This window comes from Paraburkholderia sp. BCC1886, from assembly GCF_900996245.1.
In the GTDB taxonomy this organism is placed as follows: Bacteria; Pseudomonadota; Gammaproteobacteria; order Burkholderiales; family Burkholderiaceae; genus Paraburkholderia.
This window is the reverse complement of the sequence record NZ_CAAJGK010000063.1, coordinates 426,748-447,532: the sequence shown is the minus strand read 5'-3', so window position 1 is coordinate 447,532 and position 20,785 is coordinate 426,748. Positions and strand designations below refer to the sequence as shown.

19 protein-coding genes are annotated in these 20,785 nt (G+C 63.1%); 9 read left to right on the top strand and 10 right to left on the bottom strand.

Translation table 11 applies throughout. From position 1 onward, the window contains the following. Positions 1-3 precede the first annotated feature (3 nt). The 4 genes from FQ746_RS24275 (at position 4) to FQ746_RS24260 (ending at position 5,941) form a co-directional block, all read left to right on the top strand. Positions 4-3,021, top strand: coding sequence for a ribonucleoside-diphosphate reductase subunit alpha (locus FQ746_RS24275; RefSeq protein WP_144112159.1), 3,018 nt, complete (start codon positions 4-6; stop codon positions 3,019-3,021). Positions 3,022-3,602: 581 nt separating this feature from the next. Beyond that, positions 3,603-4,832 (top strand): ribonucleotide-diphosphate reductase subunit beta, encoded by a 1,230-nt coding sequence (locus FQ746_RS24270; RefSeq protein ID WP_144112157.1) that lies wholly within the window; start codon positions 3,603-3,605, stop codon positions 4,830-4,832. A gap of 88 nt (positions 4,833-4,920) precedes the next feature. Continuing rightward, positions 4,921-5,235: a hypothetical protein gene (locus tag FQ746_RS24265; protein WP_144112155.1), complete on the top strand. Its 315-nt coding sequence runs from the start codon at positions 4,921-4,923 to the stop codon at positions 5,233-5,235. Positions 5,236-5,275: 40 nt separating this feature from the next. Beyond that, complete coding sequence (locus FQ746_RS24260; RefSeq protein ID WP_144112154.1) at positions 5,276-5,941, top strand: histone H1-like DNA-binding protein; 666 nt, start codon at positions 5,276-5,278, stop codon at positions 5,939-5,941. A 285-nt stretch (positions 5,942-6,226) separates the two neighbouring features. Here FQ746_RS24260 and FQ746_RS24255 read toward each other — a convergent pair whose 3' ends face one another. The 10 genes from FQ746_RS24255 to FQ746_RS24210 form a co-directional block, all read right to left on the bottom strand. Continuing rightward, entirely contained in the window at positions 6,227-6,727 is a 501-nt protein-coding gene (locus tag FQ746_RS24255; protein WP_186310826.1) for a glycine zipper 2TM domain-containing protein, read from the bottom strand. Positions 6,728-6,751: 24 nt separating this feature from the next. Further along, complete coding sequence (locus FQ746_RS24250) at positions 6,752-7,690, bottom strand: carbohydrate kinase family protein (RefSeq protein ID WP_144112153.1); 939 nt, start codon at positions 7,688-7,690, stop codon at positions 6,752-6,754. A gap of 94 nt (positions 7,691-7,784) precedes the next feature. Beyond that, positions 7,785-8,285: a thiol peroxidase gene (gene tpx, locus FQ746_RS24245; RefSeq protein WP_144112152.1), complete on the bottom strand. Its 501-nt coding sequence runs from the start codon at positions 8,283-8,285 to the stop codon at positions 7,785-7,787. A gap of 74 nt (positions 8,286-8,359) precedes the next feature. Next, positions 8,360-9,604: a zinc-ribbon and DUF3426 domain-containing protein gene (locus FQ746_RS24240; protein WP_144112151.1), complete on the bottom strand. Its 1,245-nt coding sequence runs from the start codon at positions 9,602-9,604 to the stop codon at positions 8,360-8,362. A 48-nt stretch (positions 9,605-9,652) separates the two neighbouring features. Next, positions 9,653-10,555 (bottom strand): 50S ribosomal protein L11 methyltransferase, encoded by a 903-nt coding sequence (gene prmA / locus FQ746_RS24235; protein ID WP_144112150.1) that lies wholly within the window; start codon positions 10,553-10,555, stop codon positions 9,653-9,655. A gap of 4 nt (positions 10,556-10,559) precedes the next feature. Beyond that, a complete protein-coding gene (accC, locus tag FQ746_RS24230; protein WP_144112149.1) occupies positions 10,560-11,927 on the bottom strand; it encodes an acetyl-CoA carboxylase biotin carboxylase subunit in 1,368 nt (455 codons plus the stop codon). A 116-nt stretch (positions 11,928-12,043) separates the two neighbouring features. Next, positions 12,044-12,511 carry an acetyl-CoA carboxylase biotin carboxyl carrier protein gene (gene accB / locus FQ746_RS24225; RefSeq protein ID WP_144112148.1) on the bottom strand — a complete coding sequence of 156 codons (468 nt, stop codon included), beginning with the start codon at positions 12,509-12,511 and terminating at the stop codon, positions 12,044-12,046. Positions 12,512-12,580: 69 nt separating this feature from the next. Then, positions 12,581-13,036 (bottom strand): type II 3-dehydroquinate dehydratase, encoded by a 456-nt coding sequence (gene aroQ / locus FQ746_RS24220; protein WP_144112147.1) that lies wholly within the window; start codon positions 13,034-13,036, stop codon positions 12,581-12,583. A 194-nt stretch (positions 13,037-13,230) separates the two neighbouring features. After that, entirely contained in the window at positions 13,231-13,785 is a 555-nt protein-coding gene (locus FQ746_RS24215; RefSeq protein WP_144112146.1) for a TlpA family protein disulfide reductase, read from the bottom strand. Positions 13,786-13,795: 10 nt separating this feature from the next. Beyond that, positions 13,796-14,461: a UDP-N-acetylmuramate--alanine ligase gene (locus FQ746_RS24210; RefSeq protein WP_144112145.1), complete on the bottom strand. Its 666-nt coding sequence runs from the start codon at positions 14,459-14,461 to the stop codon at positions 13,796-13,798. 195 nt (positions 14,462-14,656) lie between these two features. Here FQ746_RS24210 and mpl point away from each other — a divergent pair, with 195 nt between their 5' ends. From mpl to mtgA, 5 genes are all read left to right on the top strand, one after another. Further along, positions 14,657-16,051: a UDP-N-acetylmuramate:L-alanyl-gamma-D-glutamyl-meso-diaminopimelate ligase gene (gene mpl, locus FQ746_RS24205; protein ID WP_144112144.1), complete on the top strand. Its 1,395-nt coding sequence runs from the start codon at positions 14,657-14,659 to the stop codon at positions 16,049-16,051. Then, on the top strand, positions 16,048-16,650 hold the full coding sequence (locus tag FQ746_RS24200) for a YqiA/YcfP family alpha/beta fold hydrolase (RefSeq protein ID WP_144112143.1): 603 nt from the start codon (positions 16,048-16,050) through the stop codon (positions 16,648-16,650). The genes mpl and FQ746_RS24200 overlap by 4 nt, the downstream gene beginning before the upstream one ends. A 243-nt stretch (positions 16,651-16,893) precedes the next feature. Further along, a complete protein-coding gene (locus FQ746_RS24195) occupies positions 16,894-19,026 on the top strand; it encodes a ribonuclease catalytic domain-containing protein (protein WP_144112142.1) in 2,133 nt (710 codons plus the stop codon). Continuing rightward, the gene (gene aroE, locus FQ746_RS24190; RefSeq protein WP_144112141.1) at positions 19,023-19,886 is read left to right on the top strand and encodes a shikimate dehydrogenase; all 864 of its coding nucleotides are present in this window, start codon (positions 19,023-19,025) and stop codon (positions 19,884-19,886) included. Before FQ746_RS24195 ends, aroE begins: the two co-directional genes overlap by 4 nt. Before the next feature lie 54 nt (positions 19,887-19,940). Continuing rightward, positions 19,941-20,663, top strand: coding sequence for a monofunctional biosynthetic peptidoglycan transglycosylase (gene mtgA / locus FQ746_RS24185; RefSeq protein WP_144112140.1), 723 nt, complete (start codon positions 19,941-19,943; stop codon positions 20,661-20,663). The last annotated feature ends 122 nt before the right edge of the window (positions 20,664-20,785 follow it).

The window sequence follows — 20,785 nt, the reverse complement described above, 5'->3', positions numbered from 1 at the left end:
CACATGCAAACCACCGACAACGTGACGACCCGCTACGAGGGTTCACCGATTGGCCAGGCTTTCGGCCAGGCACAAGGCGCGCAATCGCTCGCGCCGCAGGCGACCTACGCCGACTACAAGGTGATCCGCCGTAATGGCAGCGTGGTGTCGTTCGAACCGTCGAAAATCGCCATCGCCGTGACGAAGGCGTTTCTCGCTGTGAACGGTGGTCAGGGCGCAGGCTCGGCGCGTGTGCGCGAACTGGTCGAGCAACTGACGCAAAGCGTCGTGCGCGCACTGCTGCGTAGCCGTCCGAACGGCGGCACGTTCCATATCGAAGATATTCAGGATCAGGTCGAACTCGCGCTGATGCGCGGCGGCGAACACAACGTCGCACGTGCGTACGTGCTGTATCGCGAGAAGCGCACGCAGGCGCGCGGTCACGACGAGCAGGCCGCCGCCACCACGCCGGGTCTGAACGTGACCGACAAGGGCGTGACGCATCCGCTCGACATGGCTGCGCTGCGCGGCATCATCGAAGCGGCCTGTGCGAACCTGGGCGACGCCGTGAGCGCCGAGCCGATCGTCGCCGAGACCGTGAAGAACCTGTACGACGGCGTGCCGATGAGCCAGGTCTACGACTCGGCTATTCTCGCCGCCCGCACGATGATCGAAAAAGATCCGGCGTATAGCCAGGTCACCGCGCGCATCCTGCTGCACACTATCCGCCGCGAGATTCTCGAAGACGAAGTCACGCAAGCCGAAATGGGTGAGCGTTACGCCGAATACTTCCCGCAATTCATCAAGCGCGGCGTGCAAGCCGAACTGCTCGACGACAAGCTGCTGCAGTTCGACCTCAAGCGTCTGGGCGCAGCGCTCGACAACAATCGCGACCTGCAATTCGGCTACCTCGGTCTGCAAACTTTGTACGACCGCTACTTCCTGCATCACGACGGCGTGCGCCTCGAAATGCCGCAGGCATTCTTTATGCGTGTCGCGATGGGTCTGTCGTTGAACGAGATCGACCGTGAAGCGCGCGCTATTGAGTTTTACAACGTGCTGTCGAGCTTCGACTTCATGTCGTCGACCCCGACTTTGTTCAACTCGGCCACGCGCCGCTCGCAACTGTCGTCGTGCTACCTGACGACGGTCGACGACGACCTCGACGGTATCTACGAAGCGCTGAAGGAAAACGCACTGCTGTCGAAGTTCGCCGGCGGCCTCGGCAACGACTGGACGCGCGTGCGTGCGCTCGGCTCGCACATCAAGGGCACCAACGGCAAGTCGCAAGGCGTCGTTCCGTTCCTGAAAGTGGTCAACGACACGGCCGTCGCCGTGAACCAGGGCGGCAAGCGCAAAGGCGCGGTGTGCGCGTACCTGGAAACGTGGCACCTGGACATCGAAGAATTCCTCGAGTTGCGTAAGAACACCGGCGACGACCGTCGTCGTACGCACGACATGAACACGGCGAACTGGATTCCCGACCTGTTCATGAAGCGCGTGCACGAAGGCGGCGACTGGACGCTGTTCTCGCCGTCCACCTGCCCGGATCTGCACGACAAGTTCGGCGCCGATTTCGAAAAGGCTTACACGGCTTACGAAGACAAGGCCGCGCGCGGCGAGTTGAAGCTGTTCAAGAAGGTGCCGGCCGCGCAACTGTGGCGCAAGATGCTGGGCATGCTGTTCGAAACCGGTCACCCGTGGATCACGTTCAAGGATCCGTGCAACATCCGTTCGCCGCAGCAGCACGTCGGTGTCGTGCACTCGTCGAACCTGTGCACGGAAATCACGCTGAACACCAGCGACGCCGAAATCGCCGTCTGCAACCTGGGCTCGGTCAACCTCGTCGCGCATCTGAAAGAACAGGCCGACGGCACGCTGGCACTCGACCACGAGAAGTTGAAGCGCACCATCAGCGTCGCGATGCGCATGCTCGACAACGTGATCGACATCAACTACTACGCGGTCGCCAAGGCGCGTAACTCGAACCTGAAGCATCGTCCGGTCGGGATGGGCATCATGGGCTTCCAGGACTGCCTGCATCTGCTGCGTACGCCGTACGCGTCGGAAGAAGCGGTCAAGTTCGCCGACACGTCGATGGAAGCGGTCTGCTACTACGCTTACTACGCGTCGACGGAACTGGCGCAGGAGCGTGGCCGTTACTCGAGCTACCGCGGCTCGCTGTGGGACCGCGGCATCCTGCCGCAAGACTCGGTGAAGCTGCTGGCCGAAGCACGCGGCGGTTACGTCGAAGTCGATTCGAGCGAATCGATGGACTGGACCGAACTGCGTTCGCGCATCGCCACCTACGGCATGCGCAACTCGAACTGCGTGGCGATTGCGCCGACGGCGACCATCTCGAACATCATCGGCGTGTCGGCCTGTATCGAACCGACGTTCCAGAACCTGTATGTGAAGTCGAACCTGTCGGGCGAGTTCACGGTGGTCAACGACTACCTGGTGCGCGACCTGAAGGCGCGCGGTCTGTGGGACGAAGTGATGGTCGCCGACCTGAAGTATTTCGACGGCACGCTCTCGCGCATCGACCGCATTCCGGCCGACCTGCGCGCGATCTACGCGACCGCGTTCGAACTCGATCCGGTCTGGCTCGTCGAAGCGGCCTCGCGTCGTCAGAAGTGGATCGACCAGGCGCAGTCGCTGAACATCTACATGGGCGGCGCATCGGGTAAAAAGCTCGACGAGATTTACAAGCTTGCATGGGTGCGCGGTCTGAAGACAACCTACTATCTGCGAACGATGGCGGCCACGCACGTCGAGAAATCGACGGTCGCGCACGGCGCGCTGAACGCAGTGAGCTCGGGTGGCGGCGAAGGTTCGGGCGGTGCTGCAGGTGGCGCGGCCGGTGGCTTCGGCGTGGGCGGCGGTGCGGCGTCGGGCGGCGGATTCAGTGCGGCTGCAAGCGGGATTGCGAGCGCAGCAGCAGCGTCGGTTGCAGTCGACGCAGCGCCGGAAGCAGACGGTCCGGTGTGCATGATGCGTCCGGGCGATGTCGGCTTCGACGAGTGCGAGGCTTGCCAGTAATAGCAGGTGAAGTAGCAGCACGAGCAGTTGCAGGATCGCTGCTTGCTGAACGACGGTAGGTGATCACCCGAACCCAGCGAGCAGCGATGCAGTAGAGAAAGCAATCCGCAGTCTGCATGTCGGAAGTCGAAGACGAGGCGCCGCACATCGAGCGCCTCGCGAAAGCGACGAGCGATGGGACCATTCACACGACGTCCACTCACATCGTTTCGACATTGCATTGAACTTCACCTCGCGGGCACTGACGAACAGGCAACGCGAGCCGAGGTGATAGACAGACGTGATGCAGAACACAGCAGCGCACTGCATCACATGCACGTCACGAGATACTGCAAAGCACGCTCCGCAATACAGATAGATAGAGCAGCGAATTGTCGCTTCGACACGTTGCTCTTCGAGTTCGCGAAGCACCTCGACACCACACGTTCAACGAGCTTCACGCGAGGCGACACAGAGAGTGTGTTGAACAAAGTGTTGTATGAACGTAGCAACGCGAATCGAAAACAGGATTTTTCATCAGCGAACTCTTTTATCGCTGATGAAAAGATGGTACAAACCGTTCTAAATTGATGGTGACATTTATGCTCAACTGGGATGACGAGATCACTGCCGTAACTCCCTCGAGCGCTACGCAACCGAATGGGTTGCGCAACGCTGCGGGATCGGCTGTCGGTTCGCAAGTCGGAACGCGTTCCGCTCCTCATGCTCCCTCGGCTCAAGAAGTGTTCGCGAACGACATCGCTGTCGCTCCGCTCGCTTCCACACCCGCTAATGGAATGGCTGCAGTGTCCGAAGCGCGCGTGAACGTTGCCGACAAGCGCATCATCAACGGCCAGACCGACGTCAATCAGTTGGTGCCGTTCAAATACAAGTGGGCGTGGGAAAAGTATCTGGCGGGTTGTGCCAACCACTGGATGCCGCAAGAAGTGAACATGTCGCGCGACATCGCCCTCTGGAAAGACCCGAACGGTCTGACCGAAGACGAGCGCCGCATCGTCAAGCGCAACCTGGGCTTCTTCGTCACCGCCGACTCGCTCGCCGCCAACAACATCGTACTGGGCACCTACCGCCACATCACGGCGCCCGAATGCCGTCAGTTCCTGCTGCGCCAGGCGTTCGAAGAGGCGATCCACACGCACGCCTATCAGTACATCGTCGAATCGCTGGGTCTCGACGAAGGCGAAATCTTCAACGCGTATCACGAGGTTTCCTCGATCCGCGCGAAAGACGAATTCCTGCTGCCCTTCATCCATTGCCTGACCGACCCGGCCTTCAAGACCGGCACGCTCGAAGCAGACCAAACGCTGCTGCGCTCGCTGATCGTGTTCGCCTGTGTGATGGAAGGCCTGTTCTTCTACGTCGGCTTTACGCAAATTCTGGCGCTGGGTCGTCAGAACAAGATGACCGGCGCGGCGGAGCAGTACCAATACATCCTGCGCGACGAGTCGATGCACTGCAATTTCGGCATCGACCTGATCAACCAGATCAAACTCGAAAACCCGCAACTCTGGACGGCTGAATTCCGCGCGGAAATCCGCGAGATCTTCCAGCAGGCGGTCGAGCTCGAATATCGTTACGCAGAAGACACGATGCCGCGCGGCGTGCTCGGCCTCAACGCGTCGATGTTCAAGAGCTATCTGCGCTTCATCTGTAACCGTCGTTGCCAGCAGATCGGTCTCGATCCGCTGTACCCGAACGAGGAAAACCCGTTCCCGTGGATGAGCGAGATGATCGACCTGAAGAAGGAACGCAACTTCTTCGAAACGCGAGTGATCGAATATCAGACTGGCGGCGCGCTGACCTGGGAGTGATCCGGCTGCGTGTCGACGAGGTAGAAGCATTCATTTTGGGGATGCCGCGGTTCGTCCGCGGCAATTTGGCCAGGAGCAGAACCGCCTGATGCAAAGCGTGCCCGGTGCGTCGCGTGCCTTCGCGATCCACAACCATGACAGGCACTTTGCGAACCCTTCAGTGGGTTGGGCAAACTTCCCCCCGGAAAAAGCCGCTGGCGTCGTCGCCGGCGGCCCGATCAAGCAATTGCCGGCGCTGGAATCCAGCGTCGACCATATCTGGCGCGCGGTGCCCAAGGGCACGGCGCGCCTTACCGCATTCATTAGCGTAAGCGCGCAGCACCTGCGTACGCCGATGAATAGCCCGCTTCGTAGCGCGCGCCCTGAGAAGCGTCCGCGGGAAGCGGGTTTTGACGAAGGGTAGTTTGAACTGACTCTCATCTGAAAACCTGAAGGAGAAAATGATGGCAACTGCTAAAAAAGCCGCCGCAAAGAAACCCGCAGCCAAGAAGGTCGCAGCAAAGAAGGCTGCTCCGGCTAAGAAGGCCGCACCGGCCAAGAAAGTCGCTGCAAAGAAAGTCGCAGTGAAGAAGGTTGCAGCGAAGAAGGCAGCACCGGCAAAGAAGGTTGCAGCGAAGAAAGCTGCACCGGCCAAGAAGGTTGCAGCCAAGAAAGTCGCCGTGAAGAAGGTTGCGGCGAAGAAGGTCGTGGCGAAGAAGGCAGCACCGGCCAAGAAAGCTGCAGCGAAGAAAGTTGCAGTGAAGAAGGTTGCAGCGAAGAAGGCCGCACCGGCTAAGAAGGCTGCGGCGAAGAAGGCTGCGCCCGCGAAAAAGGCTGCTGCTAAAAAGGCTGCCCCCGCGAAGAAGGCTGCTGCCAAGAAGGCTGCGCCCGCCAAAAAGGCTGCGCCCGCGAAAAAGGCTGCCGCTAAAAAGGCTGCACCTGCCAAGAAGGCTCCCGCGAAGAAGGCCGCCGCTCCTGCCAAGAAGGCTGCCCCTGCGAAGAAGGCTGTCGCCAAGAAAGCGGCTCCCGCACCCGCAGCGACGTCCGTCTCGAGCGCACCGGCAGCGACGGTGAAGACCGCGTTGAACCCGGCAGCAGCATGGCCGTTCCCGACGGGCAGCCGTCCGTAAGAGCCGTCCGTTAGCGGTAGAAGTATTTCGACACTCGCGTCACGGTGTCGATGATCGAGTAGCGCTTGAGTGCAGTGATCGAGCGTTACTCGGTCAGGGTCCCGTTGCCAGCTTGCTGGTGACGGGATTTTTTTTGCCCGCGATGTTCGTCATGGCCGAACGTCGTCATGGCCGCAGTTCGTCATGCCAGATCGAGCAGGCGAAAAAAAACGCATGCACAGGGGAGCGCATGCGTGTGAGGTCGTCGCAGCGGCGCACGAGGCGCGACTGCGCGAGAGGAAAAGTTTAGTGCGTGACGCGCGTGACGCCGCCGCTCGACAGCAGGCGTACGCGTTCGCCGGCGCGGAAGATTTCGCCGGTGGCGCTTTGCGTGATAGCGCGCAGATCGCCGTTATCGAGTCGCACGGTGATCTCGACACCGTCGCGTATCGCCGCGCCGTTTTCGACCGCATTGCCGGCCACCGCACCCGCGAGACCGCCGATGATGCCCGTCACGATCGACCCCGTGCCGCCGCCTAGCGCGCTACCTGCTACTGCACCGAGCGCGCCGCCGCCGATCGCGCCCAGGCCGCTCGGCTGGCCGTTGTTGGAACTGATCTTCACCGCGCGAACGCTGTCGACCGTCCCCAGGCGGACCGTCTCTTCACGCTGCGCCTGCGACGCCGTATAAACGTCGGCGGAGCTGCTGTTATACGCACAGCCCGACAACGCGAGCGATCCGCCGATCAACGTGGCCACCACCGCGCGCTTCATCGAGCGACGTATTGCGCGACTCGTTGTTTCCATTGCCTGACTCCCATGTCTGCGGTGTTACGACAGGTCGTAGCCGAACGCCTGCTTGAACCGTTCTTCGATCTGCGCGCGGGTGGGCGCATAGTTCTGCGGGCCCTGATGCTCGATCTTCAGCGCGCCCATCAGGCTCGCCAGGCGACCCGTGGTCGCCCAGCCGAGCTTGTTCTCGATGCCGTACAGCAAGCCGCCGCGAAACGCGTCGCCGCAACCCGTAGGATCCAGCACTTGCTGTGCCTTGACCGGCGGAATGTCTTCCACTTCGCCGTCGTGATGAATCTGCGCGCCGTGTTCGCCGAGCGTGACGATCAGCGCCTGCACCTTGCCCGCGATCTCTTCGACCGACCAGCCCGTCTTGTCGCTCACCAGTTTGGCTTCGTAGTCGTTGACCGCCACGTAGGTGGCAAGTTCAATCATGCGCCGCAGCGACTCGCCGTCGAACAGCGGCAAGCCCTGACCCGGATCGAAGATAAACGGTACGCCGGCCGCGGCGAGATGTTCGGAGTGCTGGATCATGCCGTCGAAGCCATCCGGCGCGACGATACCGAGCGTGATGCCCGCGGCCTGATCGGCGCGATTCAGATGCGACTGCATCATCGCGCCCGGATGGAACGCGGTGATCTGGTTGTTTTCCAGGTCGGTCGTGATCATTGCCTGCGCCGTGTACGTGTCCGGCACCACCAGCACGCTCTCGGTCGACAGGCCGAGTTGCGCGAAGCGGTCCATGTACAACTGCGCGTCGACCGCGCCGAGCGTGCCCATGATGCGCGCGTCGCCACCCAGCAGATGCAGCGAGTAGGCGATGTTGCCCGCGCAGCCGCCGAACTCGCGACGCATGGTCGGCACGAGGAAGCTCACGTTCAGGATGTGAACCTGCTCCGGCAGAATGTGCTCCCGGAAGCGACCTTCGAAGGTCATGATGTTGTCGTAGGCGAGCGAGCCGCAAATCAGCGTAGCCAAGGCGAGCGTTCCTGTAAAAATCGGATGAGAAGAGGTCGCGACGATGCGACAGCGCCGCGCACCCGGCGCGGCGCCGGCGTCCTGTGCGAAGGCGTTACTTCAGCGCCGCGAGTGCTGCGTCGTAGTTCGGCTCGTTCTTGATTTCGTCGACCAGCTCGGCGTGCACGACGTTGTCGTTCTCGTCGATCACCACGACCGCGCGTGCCGTCAGACCCGCCAGCGGGCCGCTCTTCACGTCGACGCCATACGCCTGCGCGAACTCATGGCCGCGGAACGTGGAAGCCGTGACGACGTTCTCGATACCTTCGGTCGTGCAGAAACGCGTCGCCGCGAACGGCAGGTCGCCCGACACGACGATCACCGACGTGTTGGTCAGCTTGGCCGCGGCTTCGTTGAACTTGCGGGTGGACGTTGCGCACGTCGGCGTATCGAGGCTCGGCACGATGTTCAGCACCTTGCGCTTGCCGGCGAAATCGGCCAGCGACAGCGGCTTCAGATCCTTGCCGACCAGCGAGAACGCAGCGGCTTTCTGGCCGACCGACGGGAACGTGCCGGCTACTTCGATCGGGTTACCACCCAGCGTGACTTGACTCATGTCGTTGTGCTCCGAAAAAGTCGTCAGTAATGACGGTGAACGCGCCCGGTCGAAGCCGGGCGCTCGGGATTGCGTTACGGATAGAAAATCTGTACGCGGAAATTGGAGGCGACCGCGTTGCCCGTATCGAGATGAACGATCATCGTTTCGGTCGTGTGCGCGGCCAGCCCGTTCGCGATCGTGGTGCCGGGGGCAACGTAGTCCTGCGGCCAGAGCACACGGCGAATCGCGACATTGTTCTGCGCGTCGAGCAGCGTGAGTTCGATAGCGGGGTAGGCGAGCGCGAGGTTGAAGCGGTTGCGCAGCGGCATCTTCAACTCGAGCTTGTGCGGGCCGTCGATCTGCCGCAAGTCGGACGGTTCGACCTGCAAGCCGTCGATGTCGTGCGGCGGTGTGATCTGGCAGCCTAGCTGCGCGCAGGCTTTTACATAGAGCGGTTGTGCGTGCGGGAAATAGACCAGCACGGTTTCGCGTTGCCACCAGGCGAGTTGCGCGAGCAGCGCGACGACCAGCAGTAACGCGACGATCGACCCACCGATGATCCACCCGAGGCGGCCACGCTCGGCCGGGCGCGTTTCGCGGACCACGGGGAACGGGTCGACGCCGTCGTCGACGGGGCGCACGGTGAAGGGTTCGCCGCTGGTGGCGGCGGCTGCGCCGAAGGAAGTTGGGGGCGACGCCGGGTTGGGGGCGGTAGTGGCGCCTACGCCGGCCGCGCCTACGCCGGCCGTCCCAAAGTAAGGCTCGTTATCGGGAACACCGTGAAGGCTCGCGGATTCCCGCAGAACGGGTTCATCGTCAGTAAAAGCGGAGGCACGCTCCGTTTTACGCCAGACCTGTGGTGCTTCTTCGGGTTCCGCAACCGGCGGCGCCGGTTGCGGCAACGGCGCGTGAGCGTGCTCCGCAGGCGGATCGATGTCGTAGGCAAACGGATCGAGCGGCGCATCCGGCAGATACGGCTCATGATCCGGTGCAACGTGTGCGGCCGCTACAGGTGACGTAACCGGCACACTGCCGGTGCGATGCAGCAACTCTTCGTCGATCGAAGCGTCGGCGACCGGCGCACGTGGGTCCCAGGTTTGCGAACTGAAGTCGGGCGCGGGCGGACTCACGCCCGGGAGCGCACCCATTGCCGCGGCGGCATCGACCGGTCGCGCGGACGCGAAGTCGCCGCCTTCGGGAATATCGAACAGACTGCTGGAAGCGTCGAAGACTTCGTGGCAATGCCCGCAGCGCACGAGGCCGCGGCGCAGCGAGAGCTGCGCCGGTTGCAGGCGAAAGACAGTCTCGCAGAAGGGACAACGCGTCGCCAGGAGCATAGGGATCCGTTGAGCCCGAAGGCCGTTGGTTGGACGATGCGCCTTATTCTAATGGCTTTCGCGGCGCGTTCCTGCCAGACATACCCAACCTTCGTGTTCGCGCCATACGCCGATGTCGATCCACTGCGCGTAGACCGCCGCGACTTCATCCGCCTGCCGCGCGAGGATGCCCGACAGCGCGATGCGACCGCCCGGTTTGACCTTCGAACTCAGCATCGACGCCATCAGTTTCAGCGGATTCGACAGGATGTTGGCGACCACGATATCGAACTCGCCAGTCGGGCACGCGTCCGGCAAACCGTAGGTGACGTCCGCGCGATTGCGCTCGCTATTGTGACGCGCCGACTCGACTGCCTGCGGATCGATGTCGATGCCATACACGGGATTCGCGCCGCACTTCTTCGCGAGAATCGCCAGAATGCCGGAGCCGCAACCGTAGTCGAGCACGGACTGGTTCGCCGCGACCGACTGCTCCAGCCACTCCATGCACAGGCGCGTGGTGGGGTGACTGCCGGTGCCGAAGGCCAGACCCGGATCGAGTTCCAGCACCAGTGCGTCGGGGTCCGGCGCATCGTGCCACGAGGGAACGACCCAGATGCGCTCGCCGATCGGAATCGGATCGAATTGCGACTGTGTCAGTCGCACCCAATCCTGATCTTCGACTTCACGCACGGTGAACGACGGTGCGTCTTTCAGCCCGATTTCATTGGCCGCAGCAGCCAGCAGCACGGCCGGCTCCTGGTCCGGCGAGAGCAGCGCGATCACCCGCGAGCGCTGCCACGCCGTCCGGTCCGGCGTCAGTCCGGGCTCGCCGAACAGCGGCTGCTCGTCGGGCGTGTCGGCGTCCGCATCTTCCACCGAGACGGACAGCGCACCCAACTCGAGTAACGCGTCGGAAAACTCCTCCGCGTGCTCGCGTGCCAGCTCGGCGATCAATTCCCGGTAGCTCATGGCGTCAGGCTTCTTCCGGCGCAGCTTGCTGCTTCGCCGCGAGACGTTTTTCGAGGTAGTGAATGCTGGTGCCGCCTTCGACGAACTTCGCGTCCAGCATCAGCTCACGGTGCAACGGGATGTTGGTCGAGATACCTTCCACCACCATTTCCGACAACGCGATCCGCATCCGCTTGATAGCCTGCTCGCGCGTGGCGCCGTAAGCGATCAGCTTGCCGATCATCGAGTCGTAGTTCGGCGGCACGAAATAGCCGTTGTACGCATGCGAGTCGACGCGGATACCGGGGCCGCCCGGCATGTGCCACGACGTGAGACGTCCCGGCGACGGCGTGAACTTGAACGGATCTTCCGCGTTGATCCGGCATTCGATTGCATGTCCCTTGAACACAATGTCGCGTTGACGGAAGGCGAGCTTCTCGCCGGCCGCAATGCGAATCTGTTCCTGCACGATGTCGACGCCCGTGATGAGTTCGGTCACGGGGTGCTCGACCTGCACGCGCGTGTTCATCTCGATGAAGTAGAACTCGCCGTTCTCATACAGAAACTCGAACGTGCCCGCGCCCAGATAGCCCATCTTCTTGCAGGCGTCCGCGCAACGATCGCCGATGCGGTCGATCAGGCGGCGCGCGATACCCGGCGCCGGCGCTTCTTCGATCACCTTCTGGTGACGACGTTGCATCGAGCAGTCGCGCTCGCCCAGCCAGATCGCGTTCTTGAACGAGTCGGCCAGAATCTGGATTTCGATGTGCCGCGGGTTCTCCAGGAATTTTTCCATGTAGACCTGCGGATTGCCGAACGCACGGCCGGCTTCTTCACGCGTCATGTTGACCGCGTTGACCAGCGCCGCTTCCGTGTGCACCACGCGCATGCCGCGACCGCCGCCGCCGCCGGCGGCCTTGATGATCACCGGATAGCCGACCTGGCGGGCAATTTTCACGATCTCTTTGGGATCGTCCGGCAATGCGCCTTCGGAACCCGGCACGCACGGCACGCCGGTCTTGATCATGGTTTGCTTGGCGGTCACCTTGTCGCCCATCATCCGGATCGTTTCCGGGCGCGGGCCGATGAAGGTGAAACCGGACTGCTCGACACGCTCGGCGAAGTCGGCGTTCTCCGACAGGAAGCCGTAGCCGGGGTGAATCGCTTCGGCGTCGGTGACTTCGGCTGCGCTGATCAGCGCCGGCATGTTCAGGTAGCTCAGATTCGAAGGTGCCGGGCCGATACAGACCGCCTCGTCGGCGAGCTTCACGTACTTGGCTTCCTTGTCGGCTTCCGAATAGACGACGACCGTCTTGACGCCGAGTTCGCGGCAGGCGCGCTGGATACGAAGCGCGATCTCGCCACGATTGGCAATGAGAATTTTTTCAAACATAGCGGGTTTTCGACTCATCAATAGGCGCCGGGTTGAAACAACACCGGCCGCCCCAGAGGATCGGTCGCGCGCCTTTTAAGCTGCGGGCGCGCGGGCGGCGAACAATGCGTGCCGCGTCAGCCGACCACGAACAGCGGTTGACCGTACTCGACCGCCTGGCCGTTTTCGACGAGGATTTCCTTCACCACGCCGGACTTGTCCGACTCGATTTCGTTGAGCAGCTTCATGGCTTCGATGATGCAGATGGTCTGGCCTTCCTTGACCGTATCGCCGACCTGGACGAACGGGTCGGCGCCCGGCGACGGCGCGCGGTAGAACGTGCCGACCATCGGCGAGGTCACCACGTGGCCTTGCGGTGCCGCAGCGGCGGGCGTAGCCGGCGCAGCAGCCGCGGCCGGCGCTTCGCCGCCCGGCGGCGGTGCCGGTTGTGCGTATTGCGGTGCGTACGAAGCGGACGGTTGCACGTAAACCGGCGGCGCGTTCTTGACGATGCGCACCTTGCCTTCGCCCTCGGTCACTTCGAGTTCGGAAATGCCGGACTCCGAGACGAGGTCGATCAGAGTTTTCAGTTTACGTAGATCCATCAGGAGCCCCTTTCAATGCGAGTATTGCCGGCGCAATGGCAGCCGGCGCGTATTAGACGTGTCTGGAAATCAGCCGCGCGTCGCGCCGGCGGCGAGCCGGTCGAGTGCGAATTCGAGTGCGTACAGATATCCCTTCCAGCCGAGGCCGCAGATGACGCCCTCTGCCTGGTCGGAGAAATACGAGTGATGCCGGAACGGTTCGCGACGATGCACGTTCGACAGATGAATCTCGACGAACGGGATGCCGACCCCCGCCAGTGCGTCCCGAATGGCCACGCTGGTGTGCGTGTACGCGGCGGGATTGATCAGAATGAAATCGGTTTGTTCGGTCCGGGCGGATTGGATGCGATCGACCAGCGCGCCTTCGTGGTTGCTCTGGAACGACGCGAGTTCGATGCCGGCGTCCGCTGCGCGGTCCGCCAAGGCTTGATCGATCTGCGGCAACGTCACGCGACCGTAAACCTCGGGTTCCCGGGTGCCGAGAAGGTTGAGGTTGGGTCCGTGCAGTACCAGCAGTCGCGTCATGGTCGCTTCTTTTTCCGTGGAATTGGGCGCACTTTAGCGCTGATTAGAGAAACTTGTCTAGTTTTCCAGACGAACGGTTCAGCGCCGAAGCGATGCTATAGCGGAGCCGGGCGCTCATCTTCTCCCAATTCCGCTTGATTAGCGCGCAATTTCGCTCGTTTTGCCGCTATCGGAGTGTCAAAAGAATGTTAAGTCTAGAGCGAGTCGAGCGTCTGTTTGAGCGCGGCGGGATCGATTTGGCCTAATTTTGTCGAGCGAATGTTGCCTTTTGCGTCGATCACGACGGTAAACGGTAAGGCGCCCGCAGTATTGCCGAACGCCCGCGCGAGGTCGGCGCCGCCGAATCCGGTCACGTAGATCGGGTAGGCCACTTTCACTTTTTGCAGGAACGCCTGCACATTTTTATCCGAATCGACGCCAAGTCCTACGAACTGGATCCCTTTCTTCGCGTAGTCGCGCTGCAGTTGCGACAGCGCGGGCATTTCCTCGACACAGGGGCCGCACCACGACGCCCAGAAGTTGACGACGATTGGATGGCCTTTGAGCAAACTTAGCGATTGCGGCTTGCCGTCGACGTCGGTCACCGGCGCGGCCCAGAGTTGCTGGACTGGGTTTTGACTCTGGCCGGAGGCCGTGGGCGCGGCACTGGCGACCTCGGTGTCGTGGCTCATCCAGCGGCTGGCGAAAACCCCGCCGGCCGCTGCGACGACGGCGACAAGCGCGCCCGCCAGAATCCGTCTCGTATTCATGTTGGTCTGTCTAGTTAGGGGAAGATGTATCGGCGGGCACGGGGTCGCTCTGGTCGAGCAGCAAGCGCACCGCTTGCAGATTCGCGCGCGCCGTGCGACCGCGTGTGTCGGCGCGGACCGCGCCGCGCAGGTCGTCCGTCTCGTACAGTGCGACGTGGATGCCGACCGGTGTGCCGTCGCGTCCTTCGTTCGTGGGGCGCCACAGGAAGCTCAGCGTTTCCACGTAACCGCGTCCCGCGAAATGCCGTGTCTCGGAGACGTCGTACTGAATATTGGCGTTCAGGAAGTAGATGGCGACTTCCTTTGGGTTGTCGCAGAACGCTTGCAGATGGATATCCGAATGCTCGCCGGCCGTGCCGCCCAGCACCGCGCCAGTCAGATACGGATTGAATTCGGCAAGTCGCTCCATCCAGTCGATCGCCACGCGCCGCAATCGGCGCAGCAGTGCCGGCTGGCTGTCGCCCTGGAATAAGGATTGGTACTCGCGGATTTCTTCTTCTATCTGATCGTTATCCGGCAGCCACTCGCCGGCAACGCGACTTTCGCCGACCACCTGACGGGCCGCTTTGCGTTTGGCCGTGGCGTAGTCGAGACCGTCTTCGGCAATCAGCCGGGCAGCCGCGATGGCGATTTCCTCGCGCACGCGCTGCGGATCGAAGTGTGATTTGCGGACCATCCGCGAATCATACTAGAGATTGATGACCCGCTTTTCCGGCTACCGCACGCTCCCGCAGGGTTGGCCGAACGGACGACCCGGGCTGGGGCGTGCATGAGGCGTCGGTTACAATAGCGTCCTTTGCGGACGGTCGTTTCAGCCGTCCCGCTGCACTCCCAACCCTCGCAAAACACGCCCGCGCGGCACGACAGGCTTATGCATATCCACATCCTCGGCATCTGCGGCACATTCATGGGCGGTCTCGCGGTGCTCGCGCGCGGCGCGGGTCATACCGTGACGGGCTGCGACGCCGGAGTGTATCCGCCGATGAGCACCCAGCTCGAGGCGCAGGGCATCGGTCTGATCGAGGGTTACGACGCGGCGCAACTCGACGGGCTGAACGCCGACCTGTTTGTCATCGGTAACGTGGTGTCGCGCGGCAACCCGCTAATGGAAGCGATTCTCGACCGCGGTCTGCCGTACGTGTCCGGTCCGCAATGGCTCGGCGAGCATGTTCTGAACGGCAAATGGGTGCTGGCCGTCGCCGGCACGCACGGCAAGACCACCACCAGCTCGATGCTGACGTGGCTTCTGGAAGACGCCGGCCTGAATCCAGGCTTTCTGATCGGCGGCGTGCCGCTCAACTTCGGCGTGTCGGCGCGGCTCACCGACTCGAGCTTTTTCGTCATCGAGGCCGACGAGTACGACACCGCGTTCTTCGACAAGCGCTCGAAGTTCGTCCATTACCGGCCGAAAACCGCCATCCTGAACAATCTCGAATTCGATCACGCCGACATCTTCCCCGATCTCGCCGCGATCGAAACCCAGTTCCATCACCTGGTCCGTACGGTTCCCGGCATCGGCCGCATCGTCACGAACGGTCGTGAAGATGCGCTCGAGCGCACGCTCACGCGCGGCTGCTGGAGCGAAGTCGAGCGTTTCGGTGTGCAGGGCGGCTGGGAAACCCTGCCGGCCGAAGACGGCGTGCCGGTCGACGAACGCTTCGCCGTGTATCACAACAGCGCGCGTGTCGGCGTGGTCGAGTGGCAGGTCCAGGGCGAGCACAACCGGTTGAATGCGCTGGCCGCGATCGCCGCCGCGCGTCACGTCGGCGTGCCGCCGGCGCAGGCTGCGGCATCGCTGGCGAGCTTTCGCAACGTGAAGCGCCGCATGGAAGTGCGCGGCAGCGTCGACGGCGTGACCGTCTACGACGACTTCGCGCACCATCCCACCGCGATCGACACCACGCTGGCCGGACTGCGCGCGCGCGTCGGCCGCCACAACACCCGCATTCTGGCCGTGCTGGAACCGCGCTCGAACACTATGAAGCTCGGCGTGATGAAAGCGCAATTGCCGGCCAGTCTTGCCGACGCCGATCTGGTCTTCGGTTACGGCGCGGCAAGCGGGCGCGATGCGCTCGGCTGGCAACTCGGCGAAGCGCTCGCGCCGCTCGGCGGCAAGGCGCAGGCGTTCGATAATCTCGACGCGCTGGTCAAGGCAGTGGTTCATGCAGCGCGCCCCGGCGACCAGATTCTGGTGATGAGCAACGGCGGCTTCGGCGGCGTGCATCAGAAACTGCTGGACGCCCTCTCTGCGCGAGGCTCATCGTGATTCTGTATCTGCACGGTTTTCGCTCTTCACCCAATTCGTTCAAGGCGCGCGTGCTGGCGGCGCGTCTCCTCGAGCTCGGTCGCGGCGACGAGTGGTGTTGTCCGATGCTGCCGGTCTCGCCGCTCGACACCGTTGCGCTCGCCGAATCGCTGGTGGCCAACGCGCAACCGGCGCACGTCACGCTGATCGGCAGTTCGCTCGGCGGCTATTTCGCCACGCATCTTGCCGAGAAGCACGGCTGGCCGGCCGTGTTGCTGAATCCGGCGGTCGTGCCGCAGCGCGATCTCAGCGCGTATCTCGGCGAGCAGCCGCTGTGGCACGGCGGCGGCAGCATTACCGTGGAGCCGCATCATCTGGACGAATTGCGCGCGCTGCGCGTGGACGCAATTACGCGGCCCGAGCGCTACTATCTGCTGGCCGCGACCGGCGACGAAGTGCTCGACTATCGCGAAATGCTCGCGCACTATCCCGGCGCGCGCACTACGCTGATCGAAGGGAGCGACCACGCGATCAGCGAGTTTCCGGACTATGTCGACGACGTGCTGGCGTTTTGCCGCGCCGCGGATATCCAGCCGCCGGCGCCACGCGAAGCGGCTTGAGGGCCTCGCGACCAGGCCGTGCGCATGGACGGCGCGCATGGACCGCACGCATGGACTGCACGATAAGTCCGCGCGAACCCGGCGGATCGTCCGCCAGTCACACCAGAACCAGATTCATTCGCCGGCGCGCCCAGCGCGCCGCGGATCCATTACCCCGCACCCGTTGCCGTGCCGCGCACGTAGTGACCGACCGTAGAACAGATCGGGCGCGCCGGTGGATGCAAGTCAGAACGAGAGTATTGAGTGAACGTTTTCTTCGAGGAATCGGGCAGTTTCAAGGCGGGCAGCGTGCTGTCGCGCCAGGGCGATGCTTTTCAGGTCGAGTTGCCGGGCGGCCGGCGCGCCAAGGTGCGCGCGAAGGACGTGCTGATCGAATTCGACAAGCCGAGCGCCGCCGAGTTGATGCAGCAGGCCGACGCCGCCGCGCAGGAGATCGACCTGGATTTTCTGTGGGAATGCGCATCGGACGACGAGTTTCCGTTTGCCGCGCTGGGCGCGGAGTACTTCGGCGAACGCTTCGGATCGATCGAGCGCGCGGCGCTGGTGCTGCGCCTGCACGGCTCGCCGGTGTACTTCCGCCGCAAGGGCCGCGGCATGTATCAGCGCGCGCCGCAGGAGCAACTCAAGATGGCGCTCGCCGGACTCGAGCGCAAGCGTCAGCAGGCACTCGTGCAGGCCGGCTATGAAGAAGAGCTGAAGGCCGGCCGTCTGCCGGAGGGCTTCGCGGGCGCCAAGGCGCTGGCGCTGCTCACCAAACCGGACAAGAACACTATTGAGTACAAGGCGCTCGAAGGCGCCGCTGCGGCGCGCGGTATTTCGCAGGCGCGTCTGCTGCTCGAATGCGGCGGCATTGCGTCGCCGCGCGCGTTGCACGAGGCCAAATTCCTGTCGGAGTTCTTCCCGCACGGCACGGGCTTCCCGCCGGTCACGGTCGGCAGTTTGCCGGACGATTTGCCGGAAGCGGATGTCCAGGCATTTTCGATCGACGACATCACCACCACGGAAATCGACGATGCGTTTTCCGTCGAGCATCTGAGCGACGGCCGCGTGCGGATCGGCGTGCATATCGCGGCGCCTGCGCTCGGCATTGCGCGTGGTGACGACGTCGACATGATCGCGCGCGCGCGTCTGTCGACCGTCTATATGCCCGGCGACAAGATCACGATGCTGCCCGACAGCGTGGTGGAAGCGTTCACGCTGGCCGAAGGCGGCTTGCGCCCGGCGCTGTCGCTGTATTCGATCATCAATCGCGAGACCCAGGAAATCGTCGCCAGCGAAACGCGCGCCGAGCGCGTGTTCGTGAAAAGCAATCTGCGTCACAACACGTTGGACGAACTGGTGACCGAAGAGGCGCTCGCAGCCGGTACCGGCGACTATCCGCACAAGGAGGACATCGCCGTCCTGTGGCCGTTCGCGCAGGCGTTGTTCGAAAAGCGTCAGGCGGCGCGCGCCGGGTACGGTCTGCGCCGCGAAGTGCAGCGCAACACCGACTTCAACTTCTACGTGGAAGGCGAGCACATCACGATCACGCCGCGCCGGCGCGGCTCGCCGCTCGACACGATCGTCGCCGAACTGGCGATTCTCGCGAATTCATCGTGGGGCGGCCTGCTGCACGATCATGGCGTGCCGGGCATCTATCGTTCGCAGCGTGCGTTCGGCGCGCCGACCGGTCCGAAGCGCACCCGCATGCAGACGACCGCCGCGCCGCACGAAGGGCTCGGCGTCACGCAATACGCGTGGAGCACGTCGCCGCTGCGGCGTTATGTCGACCTGGTCAACCAGTGGCAACTGATCGCGTGCGTCGAGCATGGCGTGACTGCGAAGCTCGCCGCGCCGTTCAAGCCGAAGGACGCCGATCTGTTCGCCGTCGTGCAGGGTTTCGACGATACGTACACCGCGTATGCCGATCACCAGCGGCGGATGGAGTATTTCTGGTGTCTGCGCTGGTTGAAGCAGGAGAACCGCAAGCAGGTGGTGGCGTCGGTGGTGAAGGGCGATCTGGTGCGCCTCGAAGAAATCCCGTTGCTGCTGCACGTGCCGGGCCTCGGCGTGCACGCGCGCGGTACCCGGTTGCAGATGGAAGTGATGTCGCTCGACGAACTGACGGTCGAAGCTTCCGTGCGACTGCTGCATGTGCTCGATGCGCCGACCGTGACGAGCGGCAGCGAGACCGAAGAAGCCGACGAGAGTGAAGAAGAGCTGGTCGATGCGGCGGATGCAAGTGCGGAGTCCGAGGCGGAAGCGGAGGCTGAAGCTGGCGGCGATGGGGATGGTGACGCCGCGGCCGGGGATGCTGCCGAGTCCGATGGTGCCGATGGTGCCGATGGTGCCGATGGTGCCTCCGGTCAGCAGCACGTCGCGGAGCCGGGGCGATGACTGCGAGCGCTTCCTTCGATCGCTATGCAGTGATCGGCAATCCGGTCGGGCATAGCAAGTCGCCGTTCATTCACGGGCGCTTTGCCGCGCAGACCGGCGAGCCGATCGAGTACGTTCCGCTGCTGGCTCCCGTCGATGCCTTCGTGCCGCACGTGCGGGCGTTTATCGAGGCGGGCGGACGCGGCCTGAACGTGACCGTGCCGTTCAAACTGGACGCGCATGCTTTTGCCGACACGCTGTCGCCGCGCGCGGCGGCCGCGGGAGCGGTGAACACGTTGCGGGTGGGAGCGGATGGCGTCTATGGCGACAACACCGATGGGTTCGGTCTGGTCCGCGATATCGAGGTGAATCTCGGCGTGTCGTTGAAGGGAGCGCGCATTCTGTTGCTGGGCGCGGGCGGCGCGGCGCGCGGCGTGGTGCTGCCGATGCTCGAGCGCGGACCGCATACGGTGACGATCGTCAACCGCACGTCGGCGAAAGCCGAGGCCCTGGTTGACCAGTTCGCGCCGGCTGCGCGGGACGCAGCGTGCCGCCTGAGCGGCGGCAGTGCGCGTGCGATCGAGGCGGGTGTGTACGACGTGATCGTCAACGCGACGGCGGGCAGTCTGGATGCGGCGTTGCCCGAGTGCGACGATCGCGCGTTCGGCAGCGGCACCTTGGCCTACGACATGATGTACGGCGCGCAGCCGACGGTGTTCATGGAGTACGCGAGCAAGTTGGGTGCGCGCAGCGCGGACGGACTCGGCATGCTGGTCGAGCAGGCTGCCGAATCGTTCCATGTGTGGCGCGGCGTGCGACCGTCCGGCGCGCCTGTGCTGGCCGAACTGCGTGCGTTGCTGGCGGCGCCGTCGCGGGCGTGATGGCTGATTGGCCCGAGATTTAACCCGAGAGTTGATCTGAGTGTGGAGACTACGATGACAGCAGCGCGGCGCGTTCGCATGCCGGGTTCGATGCGATGGATCGTTTACCTGGTGGCGGTGGTCGCGTTGGCGTGGCTGGCGACGCAGGCGTTTTACTTCGCGCAGATTGCGGTGTGGAATTACGTGAATCCGCGTTCAACGGCGTTCATGAGGTCGGATGCGTGGCGGTTGTCGTCCGACCGGCCCGATCTCTCGGTGCAGCGGACGTGGGTTCCCTACGATCAGATTTCGCACAATCTGAAGCGGGCAATCATCGCTTCCGAGGACGCGAATTTCGTCAATAACAACGGATACGAGACGGATGCGATCTTGCAGGCCTGGGAGCGGAATAAGGCCAAAGGCAAGATCGTGCGCGGCGGATCGACCATTACCCAGCAGTTGGCGCGGAACCTGTTTCTATCGCGGGAGAAGAGTTATATCCGCAAGGGACAGGAGTTGATCATTACGTGGATGCTCGAGACCTTGATGGACAAGGAGCGGATCTTCGAGATTTATCTGAACTCCGTGGAGTGGGGGAATGGGGTCTATGGCGCCGAGGCCGCGGCTCACTACTATTACAAGACGTCGGCGGGTCAGTTGACTGCGGCGCAGTCGGCGCGCCTGGCGGTGATGCTGCCGCAACCTAAGTATTTCGATGAACATCGGGCGTCGCCGTATCTTGCGCAGAGGGCGCGGGTTATCGCGCGGAGGATGGGTGCGGCTGAATTGCCGCAGTAGGTTTTTTGGTGTTGGTTATATGTTGATTGCCCGCGGATGTCGCGGGCTTTTTTTTGCGTGAGCGGGTTGTGTTTGTCGGTGTGTCGGTGTGTCGATCTTGGCCTTGATGGTTTTTGACAGTC

Excerpts from the sequence above, each read along its gene's own strand:
- FQ746_RS24240 (WP_144112151.1), bottom strand. The coding sequence starts at position 9,604 with ATGCTCCTGGCGACGCGTTGTCCCTTCTGCGAGACTGTCTTTCGCCTG.
- accB (WP_144112148.1), bottom strand. The coding sequence starts at position 12,511 with ATGGATCTACGTAAACTGAAAACTCTGATCGACCTCGTCTCGGAGTCC.
- FQ746_RS24265 (WP_144112155.1), top strand. The coding sequence starts at position 4,921 with ATGCAAAGCGTGCCCGGTGCGTCGCGTGCCTTCGCGATCCACAACCAT.
- mtgA (WP_144112140.1), top strand. The coding sequence starts at position 19,941 with ATGACAGCAGCGCGGCGCGTTCGCATGCCGGGTTCGATGCGATGGATC.
- FQ746_RS24215 (WP_144112146.1), bottom strand. The coding sequence starts at position 13,785 with ATGAATACGAGACGGATTCTGGCGGGCGCGCTTGTCGCCGTCGTCGCA.
- accC (WP_144112149.1), bottom strand. The coding sequence starts at position 11,927 with ATGTTTGAAAAAATTCTCATTGCCAATCGTGGCGAGATCGCGCTTCGT.
- aroQ (WP_144112147.1), bottom strand. The coding sequence starts at position 13,036 with ATGACGCGACTGCTGGTACTGCACGGACCCAACCTCAACCTTCTCGGC.
- FQ746_RS24255 (WP_186310826.1), bottom strand. The coding sequence starts at position 6,727 with ATGGAAACAACGAGTCGCGCAATACGTCGCTCGATGAAGCGCGCGGTG.
- prmA (WP_144112150.1), bottom strand. The coding sequence starts at position 10,555 with ATGAGCTACCGGGAATTGATCGCCGAGCTGGCACGCGAGCACGCGGAG.
- tpx (WP_144112152.1), bottom strand. The coding sequence starts at position 8,285 with ATGAGTCAAGTCACGCTGGGTGGTAACCCGATCGAAGTAGCCGGCACG.
- mpl (WP_144112144.1), top strand. The coding sequence starts at position 14,657 with ATGCATATCCACATCCTCGGCATCTGCGGCACATTCATGGGCGGTCTC.
- FQ746_RS24210 (WP_144112145.1), bottom strand. The coding sequence starts at position 14,461 with ATGGTCCGCAAATCACACTTCGATCCGCAGCGCGTGCGCGAGGAAATC.
- FQ746_RS24270 (WP_144112157.1), top strand. The coding sequence starts at position 3,603 with ATGCTCAACTGGGATGACGAGATCACTGCCGTAACTCCCTCGAGCGCT.
- aroE (WP_144112141.1), top strand. The coding sequence starts at position 19,023 with ATGACTGCGAGCGCTTCCTTCGATCGCTATGCAGTGATCGGCAATCCG.
- FQ746_RS24275 (WP_144112159.1), top strand. The coding sequence starts at position 4 with ATGCAAACCACCGACAACGTGACGACCCGCTACGAGGGTTCACCGATT.
- FQ746_RS24260 (WP_144112154.1), top strand. The coding sequence starts at position 5,276 with ATGGCAACTGCTAAAAAAGCCGCCGCAAAGAAACCCGCAGCCAAGAAG.